This is a genomic window from Comamonas endophytica (assembly GCF_023634805.2).
Lineage (GTDB): Bacteria > Pseudomonadota > Gammaproteobacteria > Burkholderiales > Burkholderiaceae_C > Comamonas > Comamonas endophytica.
On sequence record NZ_CP106881.1, the window covers coordinates 2,434,171 to 2,448,998 of the forward strand.

Sequence of the window (14,828 nt, forward strand, 5' to 3'; positions counted from 1 at the left end):
AATGACGCTTGAACTGATACCTCCTCCGACGCCGCTGCTCGATATCCGCGGCCTCGATATCCAGTTCCGCGGTGCGCGCGGGCCGATCCAGGCGGTGCGCGGGCTGGACCTGCAGGTGCGCCACGGCGAGACGCTGGCGCTGGTCGGCGAGTCGGGCTGCGGCAAGTCGACCACGGCGCTGTCGATCCTGCGGCTGCTGGCGCCGGGCGCGGCGCTGCGCGGCAGCATCCGCTTCGACGGGCGCGACATCCTCGCCATGCCGCCGGCCGAGCTGCGCGCGCTGCGCGGGCGCGATATCGCGATGGTCTTCCAGGAGCCGATGACCTCGCTCAACCCGGTGCACAGCATCGGCGCGCAGATCATCGAGACGCTGCGCCGCCACGAGCGCCTGTCCGCGGCCGCGGCACGCCAGCGCGCGATCGAGCTGCTCGAGCTGGTGCGCATTCCCGAGCCGCAGCGGCGCATCGACGATTTCCCGCACCACCTGTCGGGCGGCCAGCGCCAGCGCGTGATGATTGCCATGGCGGTGGCCTGCCGCCCGCGGCTGCTGGTGGCCGACGAGCCCACGACCGCGCTGGATGTCACGGTGCAGGCGCAGATCCTCGAGCTGCTCGACGGCCTGCGCCGCGAGTTCGGCATGGCGCTGCTGCTGATCACCCACGACCTCGGGCTGGTGGCGCAATGGGCCGACCGCGTGGCGGTCATGTATGGCGGCGAGAAGGTCGAGGAGGCGGCCACGGCCGCGCTGTTCGCGCAGCCCGCGCCTTCCTGTGCCGGCCACGCCTACACGCGCGGCCTGCTGGGCGCCTCGCTGCATGCGGGCCACACGCTGCACTACACCGCCGAGCGGCTGCCCGAGATCCGCGTGCGCGCCGATGAGGCCAGCGGCCAGCGCGAATTCACGCTGCACCGGCCGGCCGCGCCGGCGCCGCGCCCGCCGCATGCGCGGAACGCGGCGCCGCTGCTGTCGGTGCGCGATCTGCGCACCAGCTACCCGGCGCGCCAGGGCCACGTGGTGCATGCGGTCGATGGCGTGTCATTCGACATCGCTCCCGGCGAGACCCTGGGGCTGGTGGGCGAGTCGGGCTGCGGCAAGTCGACGCTGTCGCGCACGCTGCTGCGCCTGCTGCAACCCACCAGTGGGCGCATCGTGCTGGACGGCACCGATATCGTGCCGCTGGATGCGCGCGCGCTCAAGCCCTGGCGCCGGCGCATCCAGATGGTGTTCCAGGACCCCTATGCCTCGCTCAACCCGCGGCGCAGCGTCTTTGACATCCTCGACAGCGTGCTGCGCGTGCATGGCGTGGCGCAGCCGGGCGAGCGCCGCCAGCGCATTGCGCAGATGCTCAAGCGCGTGGGCCTGCCGGCCGATGCCGCGGTGCGCTACCCCAACGAGTTCTCGGGCGGCCAGCGCCAGCGCATCGGCATTGCGCGCGCGCTGATCGTGCGGCCGGCGCTGGTGGTGCTGGACGAGCCGGTGTCGGCGCTCGATGTGTCGGTGCAGGCGCAGATCCTGAACCTGCTGGTCGAGCTCAAGGAGGACTTCGGGCTGTCCTACCTGTTCATCTCGCACGACCTGTCGGTGGTGCGCTACTTTGCCGACCGGGTGATGGTCATGAACCAAGGCCGTATCGTCGAGACCGGCAACCACGAGGAGATCTGGCAGCGGCCGCAGCATGCCTACACGCGCAGCCTGATCGCCGCGGTGCCGGGGGCGCAGCACCGGCAGGCGGCCTGAGCCTGGGCCTGAGGTGGCCACGGCGGCCCCGGCCGCCCTGGCTCAGGCCGCCTGCAGGCGCTGCGGATGGTGCTGCAGCCAATGGACCAGCGCCGGCTTGTCCATGGGCCGGGCAATGTGGTAGCCCTGGCCTTCCTGGTAGCCCATGGCCCGCAGCGCCTGCCAGGCGCCCGCATCCTCTATGCCCTCGGCCAGCACCGTCAGCCCGAGCTTGCGCCCCAGCTCCGCGACCATCTCGGCAATGCGTGCTCCATGCGGGTCGCCGAGCTGGCGCGTGAAGGAGCGGTCGATCTTGATGCGGTCCAGCGGCAGGCGTTCCAGGTAGCTCAAGGATGAATAGCCGGTGCCGAAGTCGTCGATGGCGATCGAGATGCCCTCGGCGCGCAGCGCGCCGAGCGTCGAGTCGAGCAGCTGGGTCGGCAGCGCCGCGACCGATTCGGTGATCTCCAGCTCCAGGTGCCGCCCCTGCAGGCCGTTGTCCGCGAGCGCGGTGCGCACCAGCGCGAAGAACCCCGGGTCCTGCAGCTGCACCGGCGAGACGTTGACCGCCATGCGCAGCGGCGCGACCCCGGTGTCCAGCAGATCGCGCATGGTGGCGCAGGCGGTGTCGAGCACCCATTGCCCCAGCGCCAGGATCAGGCCCGAGTGCTCGGCCACCGGAATGAACTGGTCCGGCGGGATGAAGCGGTCGTCTTCGGTGCGCCAGCGCAGCAGCGCCTCGAGCCCGGTCAGCTGCTGCGTGTCCAGGTTGAGCTGAGGCTGATACACCAGGAACAGCTGGCGCTTCTCGATGGCCTCGCGCAGCTGGGACAGCAGCACCGCGCGGGCGCGTGCCTCCGTGCCCATCTGGTCGGCATACTGCAGGTGCTGTCCGCGATGGTCGCGCTTGGCGCGCTTGAGCGCAATGGTCGCGTCCTTGATCAGGTCGGCGCCGGCCTGCGGCTCCTTCGGCAGCAGCACGTAGCCGCAGGTCAGCGATACCTTGTGCGGCACGCCATCGACCAGCAGCGGCTGGTGCACGCATTCCAGCAGGCGCCGGGGCTGCACCTGCGCCACCGAGCCCAGCACCGCGAAGGTATCCGCGCCGAGCCGCGCCAGCAGCACGCCCGCGGGCAGCGCGGCTTCCAGGCAGCGCGCGACGCGCTCGAGCAGGCGGTCGCCGAAATGGTGGCCCATCATGTCGTTGGTGGCGCTGAAATCGTCGATGTCGATCAGCGCCAGGATGTAGTCCTCCATGGCCCGGCGTTCGCCGTCGTGGATGCGCTCGATGAAGTGCGAGCGGTTGGGCAGATCGACCAGCGGGTCGTGGTAGGCGCTGGCATGCACCGCGCACAGCTGCTTGTACGAGCGCACGGCGGTGACCACCATCGCCAGCAGCCGGTCGCGCGTGAGCTCCGCCTTGGTGCGGTAGTCGTTGATGTCGTAGCGCAGCAGCGTCTCCAGGTCGGGCACCTGCCCGGGCTGGCCCGTGCGCAGCACGATGCGCGTGTTGCGCAGGCCGGCGCTGTGGCGGATGAAGTCCACCAGCTCCAGCCCGGAGCTGGTGCGCTCCGACACCACGTCGATGAGCACCATCGCCAGGTCGTGCTCGCGCAGCAGCAGGGCGCGCGCCTCGTCGCCCGAGAAGGCATGCATGAACACCAGCGGGCGCTCGAACAGCATCTGGCCTTCCAGCGCGGCGCAGGTCGCGGCGTGGACGTCGGGGTCGTTGTCGACGATCAGCACCCGCCACTTCGGGCTGGGGTCGGGCTCGGCCGTCGGTTCTTCGGGGGCGGCGGTCGATCCGGTATCCAGCCAGCCCAGCGCGGGGCTACACCACATGCTCGAGGGTCTGCAAGGCATGGGAGGCAAGCCGGACCTGGTTGCGGCCGGCGCGCTTGGCGATGTACAGCGCCTCGTCCGCCAGGCCATAGGCGCTGTCGAAGTCGCCGCCGGCGCTTGCCCAGCAGACGCCGAAGCTGGCCGTGACGCGGCTGGCGTCAGGCAGCCCGAACGCATGGTTTTCAATGGCGCGGCGCAGCTCCTGCGCGACGCGCTCGGAAGCGGCGCCGCTGTGCTGCGGCAGCACCACGGTGAATTCCTCGCCGCCCACGCGGCCGACCTGGGCGGCGGCCGGCACCACGGCTTGCAGGCAAGCCACCACGCCAAGGATGACGCGGTCCCCCATGGGATGGCCGAAACTGTCGTTGATGCGCTTGAAGTGGTCGATGTCGAGAACGATCAGCGCCAGGTCCTGGTGCGCGAACTGCCGGTTCACCAGATCGATGATCGCGGCGCGGTTGAGCACGCCCGTCAGCGGATCGTGGTTGGCGCGGTGCTCGAGCTCGGCCGCCAGATCCTGCAGCCGCGCGTTGAGCCGGTTCATCTCCAGCTCGGCCTTGTCGCTGCGGCGCACCAGCCGGCGGGTCTCGCGCAGCAGCCGCTCGTAGGCGGTGATCAGGTCGCCCAGCGCCTGCTGGCCCGGGCCGGCGCAAAAGGCCGCCTTCGCGGCCAGCAGCGCCTGGGTCTCGGCATCGAAGAGATCGGGGGCGGGCCCGGCGCCGGTGCAGGTCATCATGGCGCTTCGACGGCGTGGGTGGAAAAGTCGATGGCCGGGAAGTCCTCGCTCAGCTCCTGGCCGAACTCGAGGATCGTGTCGTCTTCCTCGTCGTGGTACCAGTGCAGCATGACCTGGCTGCCGCCCTCCGCGGCGTTGCTCAGCGCTTCGATGAGGTTGAACAGCATCTTCGTGCTGGAGCTGTTGAAATAGGCCAGCGCGATGTGCACCTCGAGCGTGATGCCCTGCCGCTGCGCCAGGAAGTCCTTGAGGCGCGCGATGATGTCGCCATAGAAGGCGGCGGCGTTCTCGGGGTACGACTCACCGCGCAGGCTCAGGCGCAGCGCGTCGAACTTGAAATCCACCTCGGGAGAGCTGGGCGTGGGGGCGATGTAGAGGTTTTCCATCAGTGGTATCGGTTCGTTGACGGGCGGGCCCAGCTCAGATGGCTGCCTTCAGATAGAAGACCGGCGCATCGCCGGATGCGTCGTCGGTGTCGAAATCGAAATCCAGCGGCTGGCGCGCGTCGCGCGCGACGGTGAGAAATCCCATGCCGGCGCCCTTGCTGCCTTCGGGGGCCTCCTCGCGCAGCGTCTGGCGGTAGGCCTGCTTGATTTCCTCCATCGTCATCTTGCGCAGCGCCTCGAGCTTCACCCGCAGTTCCTCGGCCAGCACGGCCTCGATCGGGTTGGCGCACAGCAGCAGGAAGCTGCCGTCCGCCTCGCGGCGGATGCACACCGAGCCATGGCGCAGCTCGCCGTCGTTCTGGCTTGCCGGCGTGAGCGCATCCGCCGAGTAATGGATGATGTTCTGCGCCATCTCGATGAAGGAGGAGAACAGCTTGCGCCGGGTGGGCGTGGCCACTCCGGCCACCTCGAGCTGCAGCTTCACCGCATCGGCCATCGCCGCCACGATGTGCTGCGAGAAATAGCCCACGTAGTAGAAGATCACCTGGTGCTCGCGCGCCAGATGGAAGAAGGAGCCGTATTTGTCGGCGATCATCGGGGAGGGCATAGGTCGGGCCGGCGTCAGGTACGGAAGCAAAAGAAGGTCAGGTCGTCGCGGCGGTGGTGCTCGCCCTGCCACAGCCGCAGCGCATCGAGCAGCGCGGCATTGATCTGCGCCGGGGTGCCGTGCCTTTGCTCGAGCAGGAGCTCGCGGATGCGGCGCTTGCCCAGCGCGATGCCGCGCGGCCCGCCGATCTGGTCGATCAGGCCGTCGGTGCTGACGAACACCAGGCTGCCCGCGGGAAGCGCCACTTCCTGGTTCTGCCAGGCGTAGTCGAATTCGCTGTCCACATAGCCCACGCCCTTGCGCTGGCCGTCGAGCATTTCCACGCCCTCGGCATCCGGGCGCAGCACGAAGACCGTGAGCCGCGCGCTGGCGACGATCAGCCGGCCGGTGGCGGGCTCGAACCAGAAGCAGGCGGCATCCATGCCGTCGTCGGAGCCCGGCGTGCCGTCCTGGCCGTCCACCTGGCCCAGCATCTGCTTGATGCTGCGGTTGACATGGCCCAGCAGGCTGGCCGGGTCGCGCGGGCCGTGCTGCTCGATCGCCTGATTCAGGCTGGTCGAGGCGATCAGCGTCATGAAGGCGCCGGGCACGCCATGCCCGGTGCAGTCGGCCACGGTGGCGAACCAGCCGTCGGTGCCGGTACAGAACTGGTAGAAATCCCCACCCACGATGTCGCGCGGCTCCCATACCAGGTGGGCATCGGGGCAGGCGCGGGCCATGGCCTCCAGCGAGCTGCGCAGCGTGGAGCGCTGGATGACGCTGGCGTATTCGATGCTGTGCATGATCTGGCGGTTGCGCGAGGCCTGGATGTCGGCCACCGCACGCATCAGCTGCAGCCCGTTGCCGACACCGGCATAGGCGCCATCGCGCGTGATGATGAAGCCATCGGAAAGGGTCTTCTCGCCGAATTCGACGGTCTTCACCGTCAGCGCGTCGATGTCGAGCGCCGAGTCGACGATCAGCGGCTCCTTGTCCATGAAGGCGATGCAGCTCTTCTTGCCGTACAGCTCCTGGCGGAACTGCTTGCTCATCTGCGACAGGAAGATGTTGCGGTTGATCAGGCCGATGGGCCTGCCGTCTTCGACCACCGGAAGGCTCACCAGATCACGGTGCTGGCTGAAGACCTCCAGGACCTTCTCGTTGTTTTCCTCCGGCGTCATGCAGGGAACCTCGAGGCACAGGTCGGCCGCGCTCGGCTGGCGAAAGCGCGGCCGGAAGTCGCTCAGGTACTCGGTGGTCTCGGACATGGAAGAGGTCACAGAAAACGATGTGCATAAATGTTACTTTTGCCATATTTCGTTTTCATGACGCTCCATTGCATGCCGGCATCGGCACTGCCGGCGCGTGCAGGCCCGGTGCACACGGCGCCGGGCCCGCGGGTGGCAGGCGCTTACTTGCGCGCGTCCACCCAGACGTCGGCCAGGTTCGACTCCACGCCATCGGCCGTGAGCGAATGGTCATGCACGCGCTGGTTGGCAATGGTGATGAATTCCGGCTGGTAGAGGTTCAGGTCGGGCACGTCGCGCGCCACCGTGTCCTGGAAGTCCTTGAACAGCTTCTTGCGTTTGGCCGCATCGTTTTCCACCGCAGCGTCTTCCAGCAGCTTGTCGACCACCGGGCTGCTGTAGTGCGTGCCGTTGGAGAAGGGCACACCCTTGATGAAGTTCTTCGACCAGTACAGGCGCTGTACGCCGACCGTCGGGTCGAACAGGTTGCTGGCGCCGTTGGTGGTGAAGGCGAAATCGCGGTCGGTGTAGATGCGCTTGATGAAGGCGCTCGGGTCCTGCGCACGCACCGTCACCGCGATGCCGATGCGCGCCAGCGCCGTGCGGATGTAGTCGGGCAGGCGCGTGCCTTCGGCGCTGATCGGGTTGAAGTCCAGCGGCAGCGCAAAGCGCACGCCACCGGCCTTGCGCGGATAGCCGGCCTCGTCGAGCAGGGCGTTGGCCTTCTTCAGGTCGTAGGCATAAGGCGAGGGCGCGGGGTCGTGGTAGGCGGTCAGGCCCGGCGCGATCGGCGAATGGCTGACCTTGCCGTAGCCGTAGTTCACGACCTTGACGATCACGTTGCGGTCCAGAGCATGCGCCACCGCCTGGCGCACCTTGGCGTTCTTGAAATATTCGTTGTCGAGGTTGAATTCCAGGCGCGTGACATTGTGCGAATAGCTGTTGCCCTTGGTCTCGAAGCGCAGCGTGGGCAGCTTCTTCAGCCGCTCGAGGTCGGCCAGCGGCACCGGCGTGCGGTAGCCCAGGTCGGCGGTGCCGGTCTCGAAGGCCACGGCGGCAGCGGCCGGGTCGCCGACGAAACGCACGATCAGCTGGTCGACATAGGGCTTGGGCTTGTCCCAGTAATCGGCGTTGCGCTCATAGACGATATGGCTGCCGCGCACCCATTCCTTGAACTTGAAGGGGCCGGTGCCCACGGGAGCATTGTTGTGCGGGTTGGACTGGGCCTGCGTGCCGTCATAGAGATGCCTGGGAACGATCGGCGTCTCGGTGGCCACCAGCGCGCGGATCAGATAGGGCGCGGGCTTGGACAGGCGGATGACCGCGGTGTGCCGGTCGGGCGTTTCAATGGCGCTGACGTTGGCAAAGGTATTGCGCCCGCGCGGGTGGATCTTCCTGAGCAGGTCGATGGAGAAGGCGACGTCGGCCGAGCTGAACTCGCGCCCGTCATGCCACTTGACGCCCTCGCGCAGGGTGAAGCTATAGGTCAGGCCGTCGGGGCTGATGCTCCATTGGGTCGCAAGCTGGGGCTGGGGATTGACGCCGTGGTCGTACTTCAGCAGGCCTTCGGTGACCTTGGCGCTGACGCTCAGGATCGGCGTGGCGACATTGCTCACGGTGACCAGCGCCGTGGGCTCGGTGGGCAGCAGCAGCGTGAGCGAGCCGGAGTGATCGGGCGGGGCCGCATGGCTGGCCAGGCCGATGGCCAGCAGCGCCGCCGCGGCCAGCAGGGAACGGGTACGGGAAGTGAATGGGTGTTTCATGGTTTGTACGCGAAAGCAGGAAAGGGATCGGGAGTTCAGGTGGCGGCGTAGGCCGCAGCCGCTTCGGCCGAGATCAGCCCATGGCGCAGGTCCTGCGCAATGCGCTCGGCGGGGCGCTGTGCCGCAGGGCCCAGGCCGCCGCCGCCCGGAGTGCCGACGATCAGCCGGTCGCCCGCGGGCACGACCTGGCGGCCCTTGGGCTGCAGCACCGTGCCCGACCCCAGCCGCAGCTGTCCGGGTGCGCCATCGAGGCCGCCCAGCGCGCCGCGCGCCGGGTGGTGCACGCGGTCGAAAGCCGCGGCAATCAGCATGGCGGCATGCGGGTCGGCATGCCGCACCTCGATCACCTGGCCCAGCCCGCCGCGCGCCGCGCCGGCGCCGCCCGAGTCGGTGCGCAATTCCTTGCGCTCGAACACCAGCGGGGCTTGGGTCTCGAGGATCTCCAGCGAGACATTGCGCACGCCGCTGGGGTAGGCCGTGACCGAAAGCCCGTCCTGGCCCGGGCGCGCACCCGTGCCGCCGGTCGAGAAGCTGATCACATTGAAGCGCGGCCCGGCCCGCAGCGCGGCGCTGTCTTCGGCACTTGCGCCGGGCAGGCCCTCGCCGCCCATCAGCTGCAGGTTCCACAGCGAGGAGGCCCCCTCGGCCGGCACCAGGTCCGGGCGCGCCTGGCGCAGCGCGCCGAACACCACATCGGGCAGCAACTGCCCCACCACATGGCGCGCGGTCACGGCCGCCGGGTGCAGGGCGTTGAGAATGCAGCCCGCGGGCGCTTGCACGCGGATCGGCGCCAGCGAGCCGGCGTTGTTGGGCACGTCGGCGCCCACCAGGCAGCGGATGCCGAAGGAGGTGTAGGCATCGGTATAGGCCTTGGGCACATTGATGCCGCGCGCCACCGTGCCCGAGGTGCCGCTGAAATCGACGTCGATGCCGTCCCCGGAGATGGTGACGCTGGCCGCCAGCGTGATCGGCGCGTCGTAGCCATCGGCCACCAGCGTGTTGTGCCAGGTGCCCTTGGGCCAGCCGGCCAGCGCATTGCGCATGGCCTGCGCCGACTGCGCAATGATGTAGCTGCCCAGCGCCTCGAGGTCCTCGAGCGCGAACTCCTGCATCAGCGTCTTCAGCCGCCGGCTGCCGACGTCATTGCATGCGACCAGCGCAAACAGGTCGCCTTCGACCTGCGCCGGGTCGCGCACGTTGGCGTGGATGATGGCCAGCACGGCCGGCTCCACCGTGCCTTCGCGAATGAAGCGCAGGATCGGCAGGAACAGGCCCTCGTGGTAGATCTCGAGGCCGTCGGGGCTCGAGCCGATGCCGCCGATATCGACCACATGCACCGTCGCCGCGAACAGCGCCACGGGGCGGCCCGCGCGGAACACCGGCGTGACCATCGTCATGTCGAACAGATGGCCGGTGCCCTTCCACGGGTCATTGGTCAGGAACACATCGCCGTCGCGCATCGTGTCCAGGGGAAAGGCCTGCAGGAAATGCTTGACCGATTCGGCCATGGCATTCACATGCCCGGGCGTGCCGGTCACGGCCTGCGCGACCATGCGGCCGTCGGGCAGGAACACGCCCGCCGACAGGTCGCCGGCCTCGCGCGTGGGCGTGCCGAAGGCGGTGCGCATCAGCGTCTGCGCCTGTTCTTCCACCACCGACAGCAGGCGGTTCCAGGCCAGTTGCTGGCGGATGATGCGAGACTGGCTCATGCGGCCTCCCTGGCGGGCTGATAGAGAACCGCGCCCTGCGGCGTCACCAGCCCGGCCAGCAGATCACGCGCCAGCCGCGCGGGATCGCGTTCGCGCGGGTCGCCCAGGCCGGCGCCTCCAGGGGTTTCGACGACCAGCACCTCGCCCGCGGGAATCAGCTGCCGGCCCTTGCCGCGCAGCGCCGTGCCTGCATGCTGCAGCCGCGCCTGGCCCCGGGCGCCATCGCCGCCGCCGAGCGCACCGCGCGGCGCAAAGCGCACGCGGTCCCAGCTGGCGGCGAGCACCATCGGCGCGCCGTCGGCGTTCTCCACCGCAATCGTCTGGCCCAGGCCGCCGCGCTGCGCGCCGGCGCCGCCCGAGTCGGCGCGGTACTCCTTGCGCCGGAACAGCAGCGGCGCCTGGGTCTCGAGAATTTCCAGCGAGACATTGCGCACGCCGCTGGGATAGGCCGTGGCGGACAACCCGTCCTGGCCCGGCCGGGCGCCCGTGCCGCCGGTGGTGAAGCTGGTGATGGCAAAGCGCCGCGCCCGGGCCAGCGCCTCGTTGGGTCCGCCCGGGAAGGGCCGGCCGCCGACCAGGTGGATGTTCCACAGCGACGACGCACCCTCGGCCGGCACGCGGTCGGGCCGCGCCTGGCGCAGCGCGCCGAACACCAGGTCCGGCAGCATCTGGCCGACGGCCGAGCGCGCGGTGACGGCCGCGGGCGGCAGCGCGTTGACGATCGAGCCCTCGGGTGCGCTCACCTGGATGGCGGCCAGCGAGCCCGAATTGTTCGGCACCTCGGCGCCGATCAGGCAGCGGATGCCAAAGGAGGTGTAGGCATCGGTATAGGCCTTGGGCACGTTGATGCCGCGCGGCACGGTGCCCGAGGTGCCGGCGAAGTCGACGCGCACGCCTTCGTCGTCGATGGTCACGGCCGCGTGCAGCTCGAGCGGCACGTCGTAGCCGTCGACGGTCATGTGGTTGTGCCAGGTGCCGCGCGGCCATTCGCGCAGCGCCTCGCGCATCGCGCGCGCCGAGCGCTCGACGATGTAGTTGCCCGGCTCCTGCAGGTCGTCCAGCGCGAACTCGCGCAGCAGCTGCCGCAGCCGGCGCGCGCCCACGGCGTTGCACGCCACCAGCGCATGCAGGTCGCCCTCGACCTGCTCGGGCTCGCGCACGTTGGCACGGACGATGGCCAAAATGGACTCTTCCAGCACCCCGGCGCGCACGAAGTGCAGCAGCGGCAGGAACAGCCCCTCGTGGTAGATCTCCAGGCCGTCGGGCCCGGCGCCCAGCCCGCCGATGTCCACGACATGCACCGTCGACGCGAACAGCGCGACGATGCGCTCCTTGTGGAACACCGGCGTGACCATGACCACGTCATAGAGGTGGCCCGTACCCTTCCAGGGATCGTTGGTGATGAACACATCGCCGTCGCGCATGGTGTCGGCCGGGTAGGCGCGCAGGAAATGCAGCACCGAGTCGGCCATCGAGTTCACATGTCCGGGCGTGCCGGTGACGGCCTGGGCGACCATGCGGCCATCGGGCAGGAACACGCCGGCCGACAGGTCGCCGGCCTCGCGCGTGGAGGTGCCGAACGCGGTGCGTATCAGCGCCTGGGCCTGCTCCTCGACGATGGCCAGCAGGCGGCTCCAGATCAGCTGCTGGTGGATGGTACGGCGGCTCATGCGGGCACCACCAGTTCGGCTTCGGCCAGCGCGTCCTGCGCCAACTGCTGCGTGTCGTCCAGTATCAGCGCGCCCAGATGGCTCAGGCGCAGCTCGAAGCCGGCAATCACATGGGTGGTGGTTTCATCCTCCACGACCAGCGCCGGGCCCGCCAGCCATTGCCCCGGCTGCAGCCGGTGGCGCTCGTAGACCGGCACCGCCTGCCAGGCGCCGCTTTCGGCATCGTAGACCTGGCGCGTCTGGGCCGGCACCGCCGGTGACTGGTCGGCTGGAATGAAATCGGGCGCGGGCGGCGCGTGTTCACCGGCCTGCACCGCCACCGACCAGCTCACGGCCTCGGCCGCGATGTGCGGCAGGCTGCGGCCGTAGAGCTCGGCGTAGCGTTGCTCGAAGCGCCGGTGCAGGGCGGCGCTGGCCGGGGCATCGAAGGTGCCCTCGGGCAGGGCCACGGCAATCTCATGGCCCTGGCCCGCATAGCGCATGAACACCTGGCGCTGGCGCACCAGCGGCGCCCCGGGCGCGGCGCGCAGCACCACCGCATCTGCGGCCTCGGTCAGCTCGGCCAGCAGGCGCTCGACGGCGACGTGGTCGATGCGGTCCAGGCGCTGGTGCAGGCTGCGCACCGTCTGGTAGGCCACGGGCGCCCACAGGAAGCCCAGCGCCGAGCCGACGCCGGCCGAGGCGGGCACCACCAGCCGCGCGATGCCCAGCTTGCGCGCCAGCAGCGCCGCATGCAGCGGGGCGGCGCCGCCAAAGGCAATCAGCGTGCTTTCATCGGCTGCCTTGCCCAGCTCCGAGGCATGCACGCGCGCCGCGTTGGCCATGTTCTCGGTGACGATGTCGACCACCGCCTGGGCCGCGGGTTCGGGTTCCAGCCCGGTCTGCGCCGCCAGGCCCCGGGCCAGCGCGGCGCGCGCCAGGGCCGGATCGAGCTGCACCTTGCCGACGGCAAAGCGTGCCGGATCCACATGGCCCAGCGCGGCATGCGCGTCGGTGACGGTGGGCAGCTCGCCGCCCAGGCCATAGGCCGCGGGGCCGGGGCTGGAGCCGGCGCTGTCCGGGCCGACCTGCACCACGCCCAGGTGGTTGACGCGCGCGATCGAGCCGCCGCCGGCGCCGATCTCGACCATCTCGATGACCGGGATGCGTATCGGCAGGCCCGATCCCTTGAGATGGCGGTGCACACGGCCGAACTCGAAGCTGCGGCTGAGCTGCGGCTGGTAGTCGTCGATGAAGCAGATCTTGGCGGTGGTGCCGCCCATGTCGAAGGACAGCGCGCGCGCCGCGCCGATCTGCTCGGCCACCTGGCGCGCCAGCACCGCGCCGCCCGCGGGGCCGGACTCGACCAGCCGCACCGGCTCGTCGATGCCGCTTTGCAGCGTGGTGAGCGCGCCACCCGAAGTCATGAGGAAGGGCTCGGATTGCAACCCGCGCTCCTTCAGCCCCTGCTGCAGCCGGCGCAGGTAGCCGGCGACCAGTGGCTGCACATAGGCATTGGCCGAGACCGTCGACAGGCGCTCGTATTCGCGGATCTCGGGGCAGACATCGCAGGCCAGCGAGACCCAGATGCCGGGCGCATGCTGTGCCAGCAGCGCGCGCACGCGGCGCTCGTGCGCCGGGTTGGCATAGCCGTGCAAGAAGCACACGGCCACGCTTTCGATGCCGTCGGCAAGCAGTTGCTGCGCCAGCGCCTCGACCTGCGCCTCATCCAGCGCAGCCAGTGCCTGGCCCGCGGCATTCACGCGTTCGGCCACGCCATGGCGCCAGTGGCGTGGCACCAGCGGCGCGGGTTTTTCCAGGAACACGTCGTACTGCGCGAAGCGGTCTTCGAGGCCAATCTCGACCAGGTCGCGAAAGCCCTCGGTGGTGATCAGCGCGGTCTTCGCGCCCTTGCGCTCGATCAGCGCATTGGTGGCCAGCGTCGTGCCCAGAATCAGCAGATCGACCTGCGGCCAGTCCAGCCCGGCCAAACGCAGGATTTCCCCGACACCCGACAGCACGGCCTGCTCGGGCGCCTGCGGCGTGGTCAGCACCTTGACGGTGTGCTTGCGGGCGCCGTGCAGCAGCACGACATCGGTAAAGGTTCCGCCGACATCGACGGCCACGCGCACGCGCGGATCGAGGGCAGCCTGGAGGGCTTTGGTAGCTTGGGAAGAGGGCATGAGGACTCTGGCGGCAGGGGATGAATTCGCAGTGCTCCACCGGCTCCGGTGGATCAGCGATGACCTGGCCATGCTAGGTTTGGGCGGGGTTTTGCCCAACGAAGCTTTTCATGCTTGGTTATGCGGAAGTTGCCACGCCCCGGGCGCGCCGGGCCCTGCACTCAGTGGCGGATGGCGATGTCCCGCACCACCGGACCCGCCGCGCCGCCGATCTGCAAGCGCGCCGCATCCCCGCTGGCGTTGCCATAGAGCGTGGCGGCGCCCGTTGCCAGCGACACCGTGTAGAGGCTGAACGGCCCGGTGGCCCCCGGGCGCAGTGCGGCCAGCACCAGGCCGCCGGCGGTATCCATTGGATCCAAGGGCGTGCCGTGGTTCGGCGGCGCCTGCATGGCCCGCAGGTTTTCCATGCTGCTGCCGTCGCAGAGGTCGTAGATGTCGGTGGCAACGGCTGCCGCCGTGCCGGGAGTCCCGTCGCCCATGTCCACGCCGATGCACAGGCTGTGGCTCAGCGTGCCGAGGGCGCGCAGGCAGTCGGCCGCCGGGTTGAAGCCGACGCCCAGGTCCGTGCCGTTCAGGCGCGGCGCGGATGCTTCGGTGGCCGCGGCGCTCAGGATTGCGGCCGCCGCCGTGACGCCGGTGGCCGGATCCACCAGCAGCAGGCGACCGGCACTGGTCAGCGCATGGAGATGCGTCTGGCCAGGGTAAAAATCGATGCCCAGGATGTCCTCGCCGATGGCCAGGCCCGTGATCTTCACCGGAGCAGACAACGTGCCGGGTGCCGACAGCGGGAAGCTTCTGAGCTGCAGGGCATCATCGAGCACATGGACCATCGGCTGGTCCGGCGCATGTTCAGGGTCATTTCCGCTGCCGGGGCGGCCAGCCTGGGCAGAGGCAGTGGACATGACTGCCACAGGGCGAAAGATCTCGAGCCGGTTCATCGTTATGTGCGCGAATTGGGGAAGATGCCATGCACCCTGTCTTCCTGCGGGTGGCGAACCGTCCACTGCCCG

Annotated in this window: 11 protein-coding genes; 1 reads left to right on the forward strand and 10 read right to left on the reverse strand. The window is 69.5% G+C overall.

What is annotated here, in order from left to right; genetic code table 11:
- The first annotated feature begins 1 nt into the window (after position 1).
- On the forward strand, positions 2-1,738 hold the full coding sequence (locus M9799_RS10965) for an ABC transporter ATP-binding protein (protein WP_231041713.1): 1,737 nt from the start codon (positions 2-4) through the stop codon (positions 1,736-1,738).
- Between the two features lie 42 nt (positions 1,739-1,780).
- Here M9799_RS10965 and M9799_RS10970 read toward each other — a convergent pair whose 3' ends face one another.
- The 10 genes from M9799_RS10970 to M9799_RS11015 form a co-directional block, all read right to left on the reverse strand.
- Positions 1,781-3,559, reverse strand: coding sequence for a putative bifunctional diguanylate cyclase/phosphodiesterase (locus M9799_RS10970; protein ID WP_231041714.1), 1,779 nt, complete (start codon positions 3,557-3,559; stop codon positions 1,781-1,783).
- Entirely contained in the window at positions 3,549-4,295 is a 747-nt protein-coding gene (locus tag M9799_RS10975) for a GGDEF domain-containing protein (RefSeq protein WP_231041715.1), read from the reverse strand. Before M9799_RS10975 ends, M9799_RS10970 begins: the two co-directional genes overlap by 11 nt.
- The gene (locus M9799_RS10980) at positions 4,292-4,681 is read right to left on the reverse strand and encodes a DUF1987 domain-containing protein (RefSeq protein WP_231041716.1); all 390 of its coding nucleotides are present in this window, start codon (positions 4,679-4,681) and stop codon (positions 4,292-4,294) included. Before M9799_RS10980 ends, M9799_RS10975 begins: the two co-directional genes overlap by 4 nt.
- Positions 4,682-4,715: 34 nt before the next feature.
- Positions 4,716-5,288, reverse strand: coding sequence for a SiaB family protein kinase (locus tag M9799_RS10985; protein ID WP_231041717.1), 573 nt, complete (start codon positions 5,286-5,288; stop codon positions 4,716-4,718).
- Positions 5,289-5,302: 14 nt separating this feature from the next.
- The gene (locus M9799_RS10990) at positions 5,303-6,535 is read right to left on the reverse strand and encodes a SpoIIE family protein phosphatase (RefSeq protein ID WP_231041718.1); all 1,233 of its coding nucleotides are present in this window, start codon (positions 6,533-6,535) and stop codon (positions 5,303-5,305) included.
- Positions 6,536-6,678: 143 nt separating this feature from the next.
- The gene (locus M9799_RS10995) at positions 6,679-8,277 is read right to left on the reverse strand and encodes an ABC transporter substrate-binding protein (protein ID WP_231041719.1); all 1,599 of its coding nucleotides are present in this window, start codon (positions 8,275-8,277) and stop codon (positions 6,679-6,681) included.
- A gap of 35 nt (positions 8,278-8,312) precedes the next feature.
- Entirely contained in the window at positions 8,313-9,986 is a 1,674-nt protein-coding gene (locus M9799_RS11000; protein ID WP_231041720.1) for a hydantoinase B/oxoprolinase family protein, read from the reverse strand.
- Positions 9,983-11,656 carry a hydantoinase B/oxoprolinase family protein gene (locus M9799_RS11005; RefSeq protein ID WP_231041721.1) on the reverse strand — a complete coding sequence of 558 codons (1,674 nt, stop codon included), beginning with the start codon at positions 11,654-11,656 and terminating at the stop codon, positions 9,983-9,985. Before M9799_RS11005 ends, M9799_RS11000 begins: the two co-directional genes overlap by 4 nt.
- Complete coding sequence (locus M9799_RS11010) at positions 11,653-13,818, reverse strand: hydantoinase/oxoprolinase family protein (protein ID WP_231041722.1); 2,166 nt, start codon at positions 13,816-13,818, stop codon at positions 11,653-11,655. Before M9799_RS11010 ends, M9799_RS11005 begins: the two co-directional genes overlap by 4 nt.
- 161 nt (positions 13,819-13,979) lie before the next feature.
- The gene (locus M9799_RS11015; RefSeq protein ID WP_231041723.1) at positions 13,980-14,720 is read right to left on the reverse strand and encodes a DUF4394 domain-containing protein; all 741 of its coding nucleotides are present in this window, start codon (positions 14,718-14,720) and stop codon (positions 13,980-13,982) included.
- Positions 14,721-14,828: the final 108 nt, after the last annotated feature.

Coding starts and splice junctions, on each gene's coding strand:
- M9799_RS10965 (WP_231041713.1), top strand. CDS start 2: ATGACGCTTGAACTGATACCTCCTCCGACGCCGCTGCTCGATATCCGC.
- M9799_RS11015 (WP_231041723.1), bottom strand. CDS start 14,720: ATGTCCACTGCCTCTGCCCAGGCTGGCCGCCCCGGCAGCGGAAATGAC.
- M9799_RS10975 (WP_231041715.1), bottom strand. CDS start 4,295: ATGATGACCTGCACCGGCGCCGGGCCCGCCCCCGATCTCTTCGATGCC.
- M9799_RS11000 (WP_231041720.1), bottom strand. CDS start 9,986: ATGAGCCAGTCTCGCATCATCCGCCAGCAACTGGCCTGGAACCGCCTG.
- M9799_RS10995 (WP_231041719.1), bottom strand. CDS start 8,277: ATGAAACACCCATTCACTTCCCGTACCCGTTCCCTGCTGGCCGCGGCG.
- M9799_RS10985 (WP_231041717.1), bottom strand. CDS start 5,288: ATGCCCTCCCCGATGATCGCCGACAAATACGGCTCCTTCTTCCATCTG.
- M9799_RS10990 (WP_231041718.1), bottom strand. CDS start 6,535: ATGTCCGAGACCACCGAGTACCTGAGCGACTTCCGGCCGCGCTTTCGC.
- M9799_RS10970 (WP_231041714.1), bottom strand. CDS start 3,559: ATGTGGTGTAGCCCCGCGCTGGGCTGGCTGGATACCGGATCGACCGCC.
- M9799_RS11005 (WP_231041721.1), bottom strand. CDS start 11,656: ATGAGCCGCCGTACCATCCACCAGCAGCTGATCTGGAGCCGCCTGCTG.
- M9799_RS11010 (WP_231041722.1), bottom strand. CDS start 13,818: ATGCCCTCTTCCCAAGCTACCAAAGCCCTCCAGGCTGCCCTCGATCCG.
- M9799_RS10980 (WP_231041716.1), bottom strand. CDS start 4,681: ATGGAAAACCTCTACATCGCCCCCACGCCCAGCTCTCCCGAGGTGGAT.